13 protein-coding genes are annotated in these 13518 nt (G+C 70.9%); 3 read left to right on the forward strand and 10 right to left on the reverse strand.

Going from position 1 to position 13518, the window contains the following annotated elements:
• Positions 1-31: 31 nt before the first annotated feature.
• From Q5762_RS04010 to Q5762_RS04040, 7 genes are all read right to left on the reverse strand, one after another.
• A complete protein-coding gene (locus tag Q5762_RS04010; RefSeq protein WP_315890511.1) occupies positions 32-2557 on the reverse strand; it encodes a sensor histidine kinase KdpD in 2526 nt (841 codons plus the stop codon).
• Between the two features lie 56 nt (positions 2558-2613).
• Positions 2614-3300 carry a response regulator gene (locus Q5762_RS04015; RefSeq protein WP_315890512.1) on the reverse strand — a complete coding sequence of 229 codons (687 nt, stop codon included), beginning with the start codon at positions 3298-3300 and terminating at the stop codon, positions 2614-2616.
• 97 nt (positions 3301-3397) lie between these two features.
• Complete coding sequence (locus tag Q5762_RS04020; protein ID WP_315890513.1) at positions 3398-4030, reverse strand: potassium-transporting ATPase subunit C; 633 nt, start codon at positions 4028-4030, stop codon at positions 3398-3400.
• Between the two features lie 6 nt (positions 4031-4036).
• On the reverse strand, positions 4037-6193 hold the full coding sequence (gene kdpB, locus Q5762_RS04025) for a potassium-transporting ATPase subunit KdpB (protein ID WP_315890514.1): 2157 nt from the start codon (positions 6191-6193) through the stop codon (positions 4037-4039).
• Between the two features lie 11 nt (positions 6194-6204).
• Entirely contained in the window at positions 6205-7884 is a 1680-nt protein-coding gene (gene kdpA, locus Q5762_RS04030) for a potassium-transporting ATPase subunit KdpA (RefSeq protein WP_315890688.1), read from the reverse strand.
• 32 nt (positions 7885-7916) lie between these two features.
• Positions 7917-8006 carry a K(+)-transporting ATPase subunit F gene (gene kdpF / locus Q5762_RS04035; RefSeq protein ID WP_315890515.1) on the reverse strand — a complete coding sequence of 30 codons (90 nt, stop codon included), beginning with the start codon at positions 8004-8006 and terminating at the stop codon, positions 7917-7919.
• A complete protein-coding gene (locus tag Q5762_RS04040) occupies positions 8003-8131 on the reverse strand; it encodes a hypothetical protein (protein WP_315890516.1) in 129 nt (42 codons plus the stop codon). The genes kdpF and Q5762_RS04040 overlap by 4 nt, the downstream gene beginning before the upstream one ends.
• 207 nt (positions 8132-8338) lie before the next feature.
• Here Q5762_RS04040 and Q5762_RS04045 point away from each other — a divergent pair, with 207 nt between their 5' ends.
• Genes Q5762_RS04045 through Q5762_RS04055 form a run of 3 tightly spaced genes read left to right on the forward strand, consistent with a single transcriptional unit; the run spans position 8339 to position 11165 of the window.
• Entirely contained in the window at positions 8339-9094 is a 756-nt protein-coding gene (locus tag Q5762_RS04045; protein ID WP_315890517.1) for a (Fe-S)-binding protein, read from the forward strand.
• Complete coding sequence (locus Q5762_RS04050; protein WP_315890518.1) at positions 9091-10524, forward strand: LutB/LldF family L-lactate oxidation iron-sulfur protein; 1434 nt, start codon at positions 9091-9093, stop codon at positions 10522-10524. The genes Q5762_RS04045 and Q5762_RS04050 overlap by 4 nt, the downstream gene beginning before the upstream one ends.
• The gene (locus tag Q5762_RS04055) at positions 10521-11165 is read left to right on the forward strand and encodes an LUD domain-containing protein (protein WP_315890519.1); all 645 of its coding nucleotides are present in this window, start codon (positions 10521-10523) and stop codon (positions 11163-11165) included. The genes Q5762_RS04050 and Q5762_RS04055 overlap by 4 nt, the downstream gene beginning before the upstream one ends.
• A 29-nt stretch (positions 11166-11194) precedes the next feature.
• Here Q5762_RS04055 and Q5762_RS04060 read toward each other — a convergent pair whose 3' ends face one another.
• The 3 genes from Q5762_RS04060 to Q5762_RS04070 all read right to left on the reverse strand — a co-directional run bounded on the left by Q5762_RS04060 (position 11195) and on the right by Q5762_RS04070 (position 13239).
• The gene (locus tag Q5762_RS04060; RefSeq protein ID WP_315890520.1) at positions 11195-11491 is read right to left on the reverse strand and encodes a hypothetical protein; all 297 of its coding nucleotides are present in this window, start codon (positions 11489-11491) and stop codon (positions 11195-11197) included.
• 164 nt (positions 11492-11655) lie between these two features.
• Positions 11656-12585: an LLM class F420-dependent oxidoreductase gene (locus tag Q5762_RS04065; RefSeq protein ID WP_315890521.1), complete on the reverse strand. Its 930-nt coding sequence runs from the start codon at positions 12583-12585 to the stop codon at positions 11656-11658.
• A 69-nt stretch (positions 12586-12654) separates the two neighbouring features.
• Positions 12655-13239, reverse strand: a complete 585-nt coding sequence (locus Q5762_RS04070; RefSeq protein ID WP_399494384.1) for a class E sortase — start codon at positions 13237-13239, stop codon at positions 12655-12657.
• Positions 13240-13518: the final 279 nt, after the last annotated feature.

Here is a 13518-nt window from a genome sequence, read left to right on the forward strand (position 1 = left end):
CACGTCGCGCCGTTGCGTGTCCTGGAGTTGATCACGGACCCGGGCTCCTGGTCGTGGCCGCCGCCGCGGCCGTGCGGAGGGTGAGGGCCATCGTCAGGCCGCCGCCGGGGGTGTCCTCTGCGGTGACCGTGCCGCCCATCGCCTCCACGAAGCCCCGGGCCACCGCGAGCCCCAGGCCCACGCCGGCGCCGCGCGGGGCGTCCCCGTAGCGCTGGAAGGCGCCGAAGATGCGGTCCTTGGCCTCGTCGGGGACGCCCGGGCCACGGTCCACAACGCGCAGTTCGACGCGGTCGGCGAGGGCGCTGGCGGAGACGAGGACCGCCGCGCCCTCCGGGCTGTACTTCACCGCGTTCTCGACGATGTTGGCCACCGCCCTTTCCAGCAGGCCGCGGTCCACGGCGACCATCGGCAGGGTCTCCGGGATGTCGAGGTCCACGCTGCCCTCAGGGACTCCCGCCAGCGCCATCGGGACGACCTCGTCCAGGTCGGTCTCGCGGATGACGGCGGTGACCGTGCCGGTCTCCAGGCGGGAGACGTCCAGCAGGTTGCCGACGAGGTGGTCGAGCCGGTCGGCGCCCTCCTCGATGCCCGCGAGGAGCTCGGAGCGGTCCTCATCGGACCACTCGACGTCGTCGGCGCGGAGCGAGGTCACCGAGGCCTTTATGCCGGCGAGCGGGGTACGCAGGTCATGGCTGACGGCCGCGAGGAGGGAGGTACGGATCTTGTTGCCCTCGGCCAGCTTGCGGGCCTCCTCGGCCTCGCCGACGAGCCGCTGCCGGTCCAGTACGACCGCCGCCTGCGCGGCGAACGCGCCGAGCACGCGCCGGTCCTCGGCCGGGAGGACCCGGCCGGTGAGGGCGAGCGCCAGATGGTCGCCGACGGGCATGTCCACATCCGCGTCCTCGGGCCGGTCGGCCTGCCGGGTGCCGACCACGGCGACGCACGACCAGGGGTCGGACTCCGCGCGGCGTTCGAGAAGGACCACCGACTCCATGGCGAAGGTCTCCCGGACCCGTTCGAGCAGCGACTCCAGGCTGGTCTCCCCGCGCAGCACGCTCCCCGCCAGGAAGGACAGGGTCTCGGCCTCGGCCCGCAGCCGGGCGGCCTGCTGGGTGCGGCGGGCGGCGACGTCCACCACGGAGGCGACCGAGATCGCCACGCCCACGAAGACGACGAGGGCGACCATGTTCTGCGGGTCGGCGATGGTGAGTTCGTGGCGCGGTGGGGTGAACCAGTAGTTCAGCAGCAGCGATCCGACCGCCGCCGACGCGAGCGCCGGCCTGAGTCCGCCGAGCAGGGCGGCGGCGACCGTGAGGGTGAGGAAGAGCAGGACGTCGTTGGCGAGCCCGACGTCGGGGGCGACCCCGAGCAGCACCGTGAGCAGGGCGGGGCCCGCGATGCCGGTGAGCCAGCCCCAGATGGTCCGGGAGCGGCCGAGCCGGGCACCCCGGGCGACCGGCAGGCCGCGGCCCTTCGCCGCCTCGTCGTGGGTGACGATGTGGACGTCGAGGTCGGGGCCGGACTCGCGGGCCACGGTGGCGCTGACGCCCGGCCCCAGCACGTACTGCCAGGAGCGGCGGCGGCTCACGCCGAGGACGATCTGCGTGGCGTTGACACCCCGGGCGAACTCCAGGAGGCCGGAGGAGATGTCGTCGCCTATGACGTGGTGGAAGGTGCCGCCGAGGTCCTCGACCAGGGTCCGCTGGACCGCGAGCTCCTTCGGCGAGGCGGCGGTGAGGCCGTCGCTACGGGCGATGTAGACGGCGAGCACCTCGCCGCCCGCGCCCTTCTCGGCCAGGCGTGCGGCGCGCCGGATGAGCGTACTGCCCTCCGGGCCGCCGGTGAGGCCGACGACGATGCGCTCGCGGGAGCCCCAGATTTTCGAGACGCGGTGTTCGGTGCGGTACTCCTGGAGGTACTCGTCGACCCGGTCGGCGGTCCACAGCAGGGCCAGCTCGCGCAGCGCCGTGAGGTTGCCGGGGCGGAAGTAGTTGGACAGGGCCGCGTCGACCTTGTCCGGCTTGTAGATGTTGCCGTGGGCCATCCGGCGGCGCAGCGCCTGGGGCGACATGTCGACCAGCTCGATCTGGTCCGCCCGGCGCACGACCTCGTCGGGGACCGTCTCCTTCTGCCGTACGCCGGTGATCGACTCGACGACGTCGCCGAGCGATTCGAGGTGCTGGATGTTGACGGTCGAGACGACGTCGATCCCGGCGGCGAGGAGCTCCTCGATGTCCTGCCAGCGCTTGGAGTTCCGCGAGCCGGGCACGTTGGTGTGCGGCAGCTCGTCCACCAGCGCGACGGCGGGGTTCCTGGCCAGGACCGCGTCGACGTCCATCTCCGTGAAGGTGGTGTCGCGGTACGGAAGGGTCCGGCGCGGGACCTGTTCGAGGCCGTGCAGCATCACCTCCGTACGCGGGCGGTCGTGGTGCTCGACGAACGCGACGACGCAGTCCGTGCCGCGTTCGACCCGGCGGTGCCCCTCGGAGAGCATCGCGTACGTCTTGCCGACGCCCGGTGCCGCGCCGAGGTAGATACGGAGCTTGCCGCGTCCCATGGTGTGGTGATGCCGTTTCTTCGGAGGAGGACGGACCGGGGTGTCGGGCGACCGGATCACGCCTCGAAGCGGTAGCCCATGCCGGGTTCGGTGATCAGATAGCGGGGGTGCGAGGGGTCGCGTTCGAGTTTGCGGCGCAACTGGGCCATGTAGACCCGGAGATAGTTGGTCTTGCCGCCGTAGCTGGGGCCCCAGACCTCCTGGAGCAGCCGGCGCTGGCTGATGAGCACACCGGGGTGGCAGATCAGGATCTCCAGGAGGTGCCATTCGGTCGGGGTCAGCCGTACGTCGCGGTCGCCGCGCCGGACCTTCTTCGCCACCAGGTCGACGGTGAAATCGTCCGTGGCGACCAGGTGCGTGGCGTGCGGTACGGGCGGTGTCTCCTCGGTACGGCGGGTGGCGGCCCGCAGCCGGGCCAGGAGTTCGTCCATGCTGAACGGCTTGGTCATGTAGTCGTCGGCGCCCGCGTCGAGCGCGCGGATCTTGTCCTCGGAGCCGCTGCGGGCGGAGAGGACCAGGACCGGCGCCCGGCTCCAGCCGCGGAGGGCTCTGATGACGTCGACGCCTTCCATGTCCGGCAGTCCGAGGTCGAGCAGGATCATGTCCGGCTGTCCTGCGGCCACAAGCCGCAGGGCGGTGGCACCGTCGGGTGCCGCGTCCACCTCGTACCGACGGGCCTGGAGATTGATCACCAAGGCTCGTGCGAGCTGCGCGTCGTCCTCCACGACAAGCACCCGGGTCATCGGCGTGCTGCCTTCCTCTTGTCGTCCCCGCGCGGCGGGAGTCGGCGGGCCCAGGTCGGCCGGGCCCGCCGATCTTCCTTCAACTGCGCTAAGTTCATCAGCCGTTGGTCAGTTCCTTGAGCGCGATGTTGAGCTGGAGGACGTTGACGCGGGGCTCCCCGATGAAGCCGAGGATCCGGTCGTCGGTGTGGTCGGCGACGAGCTTCTCGACCTGCTTCACGTCCAGGCCGTTCTTCTCCGCCACCCGGTTGACCTGGAGCTTCGCGTACTCCGGGGAGATGTGCGGGTCGAGGCCGGAGCCGGAGGAGGTGACGGCGTCGGCGGGGACGTCGGACGGCTTCACCTTGTGGTCGGCGGTGGAGTTGTCCTTGACGACGGCGGCCTTGGCGTCGGTGACCCACTTGACGAGGTCGGCGTTGTCACCGGAGCGGTTGGTCGCACCCGAGAGAATCAGCTTGTACTGGGTGTTGACGCTGTTCTCCCCCAAGCCGTTGGAGGGGCGCGGCTGGAACCACTTCAGGTCCTTGTAGGTCTGGCCGATCAGCTCGGAGCCGACCACCTTCCCGCTCGCGTCCGTGATCTCGGAGCCGTTGGCCTGGCGCGGGAAGACCGCCTGGGCCACTCCCGTGACAGCCAGCGGGTAGAGCACGCCGCACACGACCGTGAGGGCGAGGAGGGCACGGAGTCCCGCCCAGAGCAACCGACCTGCGTTTCCTACGGAGTTGTTCATCGTGGTTCAGCCGATTCCGGGGATGAGGGAGAGGAGCATGTCGATGATCTTGATGCCGATGAACGGCGCGATCAGGCCGCCGAGGCCGTAGATCCCGAGGTTCCGGCGGAGCATCTTGTCCGCGCTCGTCGGCCGGTAGCGGACGCCCTTCAGGGCGAGCGGGACCAGCGCGATGATGATCAGAGCGTTGAAGATGACCGCGGAGAGGATCGCGGACTCGGGCGAGGACAGGCCCATGATGTTGAGCCTGTCCAGCGACGGGTAGGCCACTGCGAACATCGCGGGGATGATCGCGAAGTACTTGGCCACGTCGTTGGCGATCGAGAAGGTCGTCAACGCGCCCCGGGTGATGAGCAGTTGCTTGCCGATCTCGACGATCTCGATGAGCTTGGTCGGGTTGGAGTCCAGGTCCACCATGTTCCCGGCCTCCTTGGCGGCCGAGGTACCGGTGTTCATGGCCACGCCGACGTCCGCCTGGGCGAGGGCCGGCGCGTCGTTCGTCCCGTCACCGGTCATCGCGACCAGCTTGCCGCCGGCCTGCTCGCGCTTGATCAGCGCCATCTTGTCCTCGGGGGTGGCCTCGGCGAGGAAGTCGTCGACGCCGGCCTCCTCGGCGATGGCCTTGGCGGTCAGCGGGTTGTCGCCCGTGATCATGACCGTCTTGATGCCCATCCGGCGCAGCTCGTCGAACCGCTCCCGCATGCCCTCCTTGACGACGTCCTTGAGGTGGATGACGCCGAGGACGCGGGCGCCCTTGTCGTCCTCCACGGCGACCAGCAGCGGAGTGCCGCCGGCCTGGGAGATCGTGTCGTTGAGCGTCTTGGCGTCCTCGGAGACCCGGCCGCCACGCTCCTGCACCCAGGCGACGACCGAACCGGTGGCGCCCTTGCGGACCTTGCGGCCGTCGACGTCCACGCCGGACATCCGGGTCTGGGCGGTGAAGGCGATCCACTCGGCCTGGTCCAGCTCGCCCTGGTGGCGTTCGCGCAGGCCGTACTTCTCCTTGGCGAGGACCACGATGGAGCGGCCCTCGGGCGTCTCGTCGGCGAGCGAGGAGAGCTGGGCGGCGTCCGCGACCTCGGCCTCGGTGGTGCCCTTCACCGGGAGGAACTCGGCGGCCTGCCGGTTGCCCAGGGTGATGGTGCCGGTCTTGTCCAGGAGCAGCGTGGAGACGTCGCCGGCGGCCTCGACCGCGCGGCCCGACATGGCGAGGACGTTGCGCTGCACGAGCCGGTCCATGCCGGCGATGCCGATGGCGGAGAGCAGCGCGCCGATCGTGGTCGGGATGAGGCAGACCAGGAGCGCGGTCAGGACGATCATCGAGGTCTGCCTGTCGGCGCCGGCGTAGATCGCGAACGGCTTCAGCGTGACGACGGCGAGCAGGAAGACGATGGTGAGGGACGCCAGCAGGATGTTGAGGGCGATCTCGTTGGGGGTCTTCTGCCGGGCGGCGCCCTCGACCAGGTTGATCATCCGGTCGATGAAGGTCTCGCCGGGCTTCGTCGTGATCTTGATGACGATGCGGTCAGACAGCACCTTGGTACCGCCGGTGACGGCCGAGCGGTCGCCGCCGGACTCCCGGATGACGGGGGCCGACTCGCCGGTGATGGCGGACTCGTCGACGCTGGCGACACCCTCGACGACGTCACCGTCGCCGGGGATGCTGTCGCCGGCCTCGCAGACCACCAGGTCACCGATCTTCAGCTCGGTGCCGGGGACGCGCTCCTCGTTCGTGCCGACGATCCGGCGCGCGACCGTGTCGGTCTTGGCCTTGCGGAGCGTGTCGGCCTGGGCCTTGCCGCGGCCTTCGGCGACCGCCTCGGCCAGGTTGGCGAAGACGGTGGTCAGCCAGAGCCAGACGGTGATCGCCCAGCCGAACCAGTCGCCCGGGTCCTTGAGCGCCAGCACGGTGGTGACCACCGAGCCGATCAGCACCACGAACATGACGGGCGACTTGACCATCACGCGCGGGTCGAGCTTCTTGATCGCGTCCGGGAAGGACGTGAGCAGCTGCTTGGGGTCGAAGAGTCCCCCGCCGACCCGTCCGGCCGGCTGGTGCCCGCCGGACAGGTCGCCGTGCGGCGCCTTCGTCCGGGCGGGGGTGGAGGTAGCGGTAGACGTCTGCGTCACAGCGTCCTCTTGCTTCTTTACGTCGATCTTCATTGCGTCGATGTTCATGCCGCGAGCCCTTCGGCGAGCGGGCCAAGGGCCAGGGCCGGGAAGTAGGTCAGACCGGTGATGATCATGATCGTGCCGACCAGGAGGCCGGTGAACAGCGGCTTCTCGGTCCGCAGCGTGCCCGCGGTCTCGGGGACGGGCTTCTGCTCGGCGAGCGAGCCCGCCAGGGCCAGGACGAACACCATGGGCAGGAACCGGCCGAGCAGCATCGCGATGCCGATCGTCGAGTTGAACCACTGGGTGTCGGCGTTCAGGCCGGCGAAGGCGGAGCCGTTGTTGTTGGCGCCGGAGGTGTAGGCGTAGAGGATCTCGGAGAACCCGTGCGCGCCACTGTTCGTCATCGAGTTGCCCGGGGTGTCCAGGGCCATCGCCGCGGCGGTGAAGCCGAGCACGAGCGCCGGGGTGACGAGGATGTAGCAGGCCGCGTACTTGATCTCGCGGGTGCCGATCTTCTTGCCCAGGTACTCGGGCGTGCGGCCGACCATCAGACCGGCGATGAACACCGCGATGATCGCCATGATCAGCATGCCGTAGAGGCCGGAACCGACACCGCCGGGAGCGATCTCGCCGAGCTGCATGCCAAGCAGGTTGATACCGCCGCCGAAACCGGTGTTGGAGGAGTGGAAGGAGTTGACCGCGCCGGTGGAGGTCAGCGTCGTCGCGACCGAGAAGATCGCCGAGGCGCCGATGCCGAACCGGGTCTCCTTGCCCTCCATCGCGCCGCCTGCGATGTCGAAGGCCGGGCCCTTGCCCGCGAACTCGGTCCACATCATCAGGGCGGTGAAGCCGACCCAGATGACGGCCATCGTCGCCAGGATCGCGTAACCCTGTTTCAGCGAGCCGACCATGCGGCCGAACGTGCGGGTGAGCGCGAAGGGGATGACGAGGATCAGGAAGACCTCGAAGAGGTTCGAGAGCGCGTTGGGGTTCTCGAAGGGGTGGGCCGAGTTGGCGTTGAAGTAACCGCCACCGTTGGTGCCCAGCTCCTTGATGACCTCCTGGGAGGCGACCGCGCCGCCGTTCCACTGCTGCGTGCCGCCGACGCTGTCCCCATTCAAGAACTGGCCGACCTCGTGGATGCCGGCGAAGTTCTGGATCGCGCCGCAGGCGACCAGGATCAGGGCGCCGACGACCGAGATCGGCAGCAGGATGCGCACGACACCCCGGACCAGGTCGGCCCAGAAGTTGCCGAGGTCACCGGTACGGGACCTGGCGAAGCCGCGGACGAGGGCGACCGCGACCGCGATGCCCACGGCGGCCGAGACGAAGTTCTGCACCGCGAGGCCGCCGGTCTGGACGACGTGGCCCATGGCCTGCTCGCCGTAGTACGACTGCCAGTTGGTGTTGGCGACGAACGACGCGGCGGTGTTGAACGCCTGGTCCGGGTCGATCGAGGCGAAGCCGAGGGACCCGGGGAGCGATCCCTGCACCCGCTGGAGCAGGTAGAGGAAGAGGACGCCCGCCGCGGAGAAGGCGAGGACGCCGCGCAGGTAGGCGGGCCAGCGCATCTCCGTGTTCGGGTTGGCGCCGATGCCCTTGTAGATCCACTTCTCGACCCGCAGGTGCTTGTCGGTGGAGTAGACGCGGGCCATGTAGTCGCCGAGCGGCCGGTAGGCGAGGCCGAGAGCGACGATCAGCGCGAGGAGCTGGAGGACACCAGCAAGGACGGGGCTCATGTCCCCCGGAGCGGTAGCGACTGATGTCACCGTCAGAACCTCTCCGGCTTGAGGAGGGCGAGGACGAGATAGACCAGCAGGGCCACGGCCACGATCAGACCGACGATGTTTTCGGCAGTCACAGCTTGGCCACCCCCTTGGCGATGAAGGCCACCAGCGCGAAGACCGCGATCGTGGTGACGACGAAGGCCAGGTCGGCCATCGTGAGCTCCTGGATGAAGAACGGATTCTCGGACTGGACGAGCAAAGCGCTGTTCAGCGGGGTCGCGGCCGCCGTTAACGGCTTCCTGACGACACACGGCGCGCTCTTTACGCGTCCTGTACGGGGGGGGACGCAGGGGCACGGTCCTGCGCACGTCGGGTGCGGCGGCAGGCGCGGTGGCGGGTGCGTAGGAGGGCTTCGAAGGGTTACGTTCCGGGGGAAGGGATCATCGACGTGACCTGAGGGAGCCGGATGCGTGTCGCGCTTTTTCTGACGTGTGTCAACGACACGCTCTATCCCGGCACCGGGCGGGCGGTGGTACGGCTGCTCGCCCGGCTCGGCGTCGACGTCGACTTCCCGCTGGGCCAGACTTGCTGCGGGCAGCCGCAGTACAACACCGGCTACCGCCACCAGGCCGAACCGCTCGCCCGTCGGTTCGCCGAGGTCTTCGGCGGCTACGACGCGATCGTCACCCCGTCCGGCTCCTGCGGAGCGATGGTGCGCGAGCTGTACCCGCGCATGGGCGAGCGGGCGCGGGCGGAAGGACGCGGGGACGCCCTCGCCGCGACCCTCGCGCCGGTGGTGCCGAAGACGTACGAACTGACCGAGTTCCTGGTCGACGTCCTCGGGGTGACGGACGTCGGCGCGTACTACCCGCACAAGGTCACCTACCACCCCACCTGTCACGGCCTGCGCTCGCTCCGCCTCGCCGACCGGCCCCACCGGCTGCTGTCGGCGGTCAAGGGCCTGGAGCTGGTGGAGCTGCCGGGGGCGGAGGAGTGCTGTGGGTTCGGCGGCACGTTCGCGGTGAAGAACCCGGACGTGTCGGCGGCGATGGGCGCGGACAAGGTCCGCAACGCCGTCTCGACCGGCGCGGACGTGCTCTGCGCCGCCGACAACTCGTGCCTGATGCACCTCGGCGGCACGATGAGCCGGCTCGCGGTCGGCGTCCGGCCCGTCCACATCGCCGAGATCCTGGCGAGCACCGAAGAGGAGCCCTGGGCATGAGCGGGACGTTCATCGGCATGCCGTCCTTCCCGAAGGCCGCGCACGAGGCCGTACGGAATCCCACCCTGCGCGCCAACCTCCGCCACGCCACGCACACCATCCGCGACAAGCGGGCCAAGGCGGTGGCGGAGCTGGACGACTGGGCCGAGCTGCGCGAGGCCGGCAAGCGGATCAAGGACCAGGCGCTCCGCCATCTCGACCACCATCTGCTCCAGTTGGAGGAGTCGGTGGTACGGGCCGGGGGCACCGTCCACTGGGCCGCGGACGCCGACGAGGCCAACCGGATCGTCACCGACCTCGTGAGGGCCACCGGGGAGACCGAGGTCGTCAAGGTCAAGTCGATGGCCACGCAGGAGATCGGGCTCAACGAACACCTGGCGTCCGAGGGCGTTTCCGCGTACGAGACCGATCTCGCCGAGCTGATCGTCCAGTTGGGCAACGACCGGCCGTCCCACATCCTCGTCCCGGCCATCCACCGCAACCGGGGCGAGATCCGCGACATCTTCCGCGCCGAGATGGGGAATTGGGGCCGCCCGGCGCCCGAGGACCTCAGCGAAAGACCCGCCGAACTGGCCGAGGCGGCGCGCCTGCACCTCCGGGAGAAGTTCCTGCGGGCCAAGGTCGGCATCTCCGGGGCCAACTTCATGGTCGCCGAGACGGGCACGATGGTGGTGGTCGAGTCCGAGGGAAACGGCCGGATGTGCCTGACCCTGCCCGAGACCCTGATCTCGGTCGTCGGCATCGAGAAGGTGATCCCGACCTGGCGGGACCTGGAGGTCTTCCTCCAGACCCTGCCCCGCTCCTCGACCGCCGAGCGCATGAACCCGTACACCTCGATGTGGACGGGCACGACGGACGGCGACGGACCGAGCGCCTTCCACCTCGTGCTGCTCGACAACGGCCGTACCGACACCCTCGCCGACGAGGTCGGCCGCCAGGCGCTGCGCTGCATCCGCTGCTCCGCCTGCCTCAACGTCTGCCCGGTGTACGAACGGGCCGGCGGCCACGCCTACGGCTCCGTCTATCCCGGGCCCATCGGGGCGATCCTCACGCCCCAACTCCGGGGCACCGCCAGCGAGATCGACGCCTCGCTCCCGTACGCGTCCTCCCTCTGCGGGGCCTGTTACGACGTGTGCCCGGTCGCCATCGACATCCCCGAAGTCCTCGTCCACCTCCGCGAAAGGGTCGCCGAGGGAGACGGTCACCGCCTGGAGAAGGCCGCCCTCGGGGCGGCGGCGTGGGCCTTCGACCACCCCGGCGCGTACGAGACCGGGCAGCGCCTGGCCTCCCTCACCCGCCGCCTGCACCCCGCCCGCCTGCCCGGACCGGGGCGGGCGTGGACGGACACCCGCGATCTGCCCGAGGTCCCGGCGGAATCCTTCCGCACCTGGTGGAAGCGCGAGCACGACCGAAAGGAGGGATCCGCGTGAGCAGCCGAGACCTCGTCCTGCGCCGCATCCGCCAGGCCCTGAGCGACGTACCGAAGACCGACACCCCTGACGCGGAGACCGTTCCCCGCTCCTACCGTCGGGAGCACGGCGAGCGGGACACGGACGGGACGGTCGACCTCCTCGCCGAGAACCTGGCGGACTACCGGGCCGTCGTCCACCGCTGCCACCAGGACGGGGTCCCGGAGCTGATCGGACGCCTGCTCGCCGAGCGCGGCGCACGCCGGGTGCTCGCGCCGACGGGCCTGCCACCCGCGGTGCTGAGCCGTACGGACGCCACAGTCGTGGCCGAAGGGCCCGCTCTCGGCCCGTACGACCTCGACGCCGTCGACAGCGTCGTGACCGGCTGCGCGGTGGCGGTCGCCGAGACCGGCACCGTCGTCCTCGACGCCGGCCCGGACCAGGGCGGTCGCCGCGTCACGCTCGTCCCCGACCACCACATCTGCCTCGTCCACGTCCCGGACCAGGTCGTCGGCTCCGTCCCCCAGGCGCTCGAACGCCTCGACCCGACGCGCCCGTTGACCTGGATCTCGGGCCCGTCGGCCACCAGCGACATCGAACTCGACCGCGTGGAAGGCGTCCACGGCCCGCGCCGCCTCGACGTCGTCCTGATCGGCGGGTGAAAGCCCCCCGCCCCGCCCCGCGGAACGCCTCACTCCCCCGCGGCCGCCGCCAGCCGGTCGCGGGACGGGAGTACGCGGTCGGCGGGCCGGTGGACGAGGGTGAGCGGGATGGCGAGGCTGTCGCACATGCGCTTCGCGCGGGCGACCGCGCTCAGGGTCGCGGCCGTCGGCGGGTCGCCCGGCAGGTCGAGGACCACGGCGTCCGGCCGGTGGGCGTCGACGAGGGCCTGGATGAGCAGCGCGGCCGCGGCCCGGTTGGTGACGTCGAGGCCATGGTGCAGCGTGACGCGGAGCGTGCCGGCGTCGATGTGGTGGGTGAGAAGCATCGCGACCTCCAGACGGAACCTCGGGGGCGCCCGGTCGGCCGACGGCGGGACCAAGGGCAAAAAGGCAGGTTCCCGGCATTTGGCTCGGGAAAACCCTGGTCAGGCCACCTTCCTGCGGCTGGCCCCGCCCGTCGCGGCCGGCCTCGCGCGTCAGGCCTCGCGCGTCAGGCCCCGGCCGCCAGTTCTCCGAGCAGCTTCCAGGTGCGCTGCCGGTCCGCCTCACCGCCCAGGTCGGTGTCCGTGAACACCACTTCCGTCGCCCCCGCCTCCCGGTAGCGCCGGACCTCCGCCGCGACGGCCTCCTCGTCGCCGATGACCGCCAGGTCGGCGGCACGCTCGGCGCCGGACAGCTCGATGATCCGCTGGTAGGAGGGGATCCCTTCGTACGGCGCGAGCGCCTCGGCCGCCTTCTCCCGTACGGCGTCGGCGTCGGCCGTGACCACGCCGGGGATGAGCGCGACGACCCGGGGCGCCGGCCTGCCCGCCGCCTCGGCGGCGGCGGTCAGGGCCGGGACGATGTGCTCCGCAAGAGCGCGCGGCCCGGCATGGAACGGCAGGGCGCCGTCGGCGAGTTCGCCGGTGACACGCAGGGCCTGCGGCCCCATCGCGGCGACGAGCAGCGGCACGGGCGGCGTGGCGCCGGGCACCGCCGCCGGAAGCGGGGTCGTGGCGGTCAGCAGCTCGCCGTGGAAATCGGCGGCGCCCGTCTCCACGAGCTGGCGCAGTGCGGTGAGGAACTCCCGGAGCCGGGCGATGGGACGCTCGTACGGGATGCCGAAGCCGTCCTCCGTCAGCCTCTTCGTGCCGAGGGCGAGCCCCAGGTGGTAGCGGCCGCCGGTCGCGGCCTGCGCCGTCTGCGCCTGGCTGGAGACGAGGAGCGGGTGGCGGCCGAAGACCGGGATCGCGGAGGTCCCCACCTGTAATCCGGGCACCTCGCGGCCGACGATCGCGGCCAGCAGGGGAGAGTCGTACGAGAAGCTCTGGCCGAACCAGCCCGAGCGCAGGCCGGCGTCATGGGCCTCGCGCGCGAGCCGCACGGTGTCGTCGACGGTGCGTGGGTACGAGGTCGAGCTGAGCGTCACTCCGATGGTCATGACCGGTCAACAACGCTTAGGACGAAGGGCATTCCGCCGTCGCCGTCCCGGTCGGGCCGGACGTACGCCCTACGCCGGCCGCTCCGCGGTCAGGACGCCGATCTTGTCGATGCGGTGCTCGGGGTTGCCCTGGGCGTCCCGCCAGAAGTTGCCCGCCGCGTCGTCCTCGGGGGTCGCGCAGGTGGAGAGCGTGATCATCGCGCGGGTGGGCTTCTCCCCCGGCTCGCCGGGCACGGCGGCCCGTTGCTCGGCGAGCGAAGCGGCCGAGCGGAAGGACGTGGTGCGTGTCTCGACGATCGTGTACGTGTAGACGGTGCCGGCTGCGGTGACGTGCACCAGGTCCCCCTTCTCGACCGAGGGCAGCGCGCGCAGCGGCCCGCCGGCGGAGAGCCGGTGGGCGGTCACCAGATAGTTGCCGATCTCCCCCGGTCCGACACCCCCGCGCTTCCCCTGCGGGCTGGCGGCCACGCCACGGTCCTGTATCCGGGTGCCCGCCCGGTCGTCGGTGGTGCCTTCGTACGGCACGACCTTCAGATCGTCCACGCCGATCGACGGGATCGACATCTCGGCGGTCACGGAGGCCCGCGGCGACGGCTCGGATGACGCCGGCGAAGCCGGGGAGGCGGGCGCCGAAGACGTGACCGGGGCGGTCACGGGCGGCGTCGCCGCCGAGCCGCGGGGCACCCGCCGTGGCCGTGCCCGTACAGCCGCAGAGCGCGGCGACGACCGCGAGCAGGGCCACCACGGCGACGACCGGGACGCGGCACGCGCCCCGGCCTCCGGACAGGCCCCGACGAAGGGCCCCACCACCTCGGGCACCCATACCCCCAGGATGACCCACCCGCCCCGGACCGGCACCCGCTCGGCCGACACGGACGGTCGGAGCAGGTCGAGGTTCAGGGCCGTCGAAGCCCAAACCACGAAGGCCGGAAG

Origin of the sequence: Streptomyces sp. P9(2023) (assembly GCF_032436795.1) — a bacterium.
Lineage (GTDB): Bacteria > Actinomycetota > Actinomycetes > Streptomycetales > Streptomycetaceae > Streptomyces.

Bases quoted from the DNA above. Each gene is read 5' to 3' on its own strand.
- Q5762_RS04010 (WP_315890511.1), bottom strand. From the start codon at position 2,557: ATGGGACGCGGCAAGCTCCGTATCTACCTCGGCGCGGCACCGGGCGTC.
- Q5762_RS04015 (WP_315890512.1), bottom strand. From the start codon at position 3,300: ATGACCCGGGTGCTTGTCGTGGAGGACGACGCGCAGCTCGCACGAGCC.
- Q5762_RS04020 (WP_315890513.1), bottom strand. From the start codon at position 4,030: ATGAACAACTCCGTAGGAAACGCAGGTCGGTTGCTCTGGGCGGGACTC.
- kdpB (WP_315890514.1), bottom strand. From the start codon at position 6,193: ATGAAGATCGACGTAAAGAAGCAAGAGGACGCTGTGACGCAGACGTCT.
- kdpA (WP_315890688.1), bottom strand. From the start codon at position 7,884: ATGAGCCCCGTCCTTGCTGGTGTCCTCCAGCTCCTCGCGCTGATCGTC.
- Q5762_RS04045 (WP_315890517.1), top strand. From the start codon at position 8,339: ATGCGTGTCGCGCTTTTTCTGACGTGTGTCAACGACACGCTCTATCCC.
- Q5762_RS04050 (WP_315890518.1), top strand. From the start codon at position 9,091: ATGAGCGGGACGTTCATCGGCATGCCGTCCTTCCCGAAGGCCGCGCAC.
- Q5762_RS04060 (WP_315890520.1), bottom strand. From the start codon at position 11,491: ATGCTTCTCACCCACCACATCGACGCCGGCACGCTCCGCGTCACGCTG.
- Q5762_RS04065 (WP_315890521.1), bottom strand. From the start codon at position 12,585: ATGACCATCGGAGTGACGCTCAGCTCGACCTCGTACCCACGCACCGTC.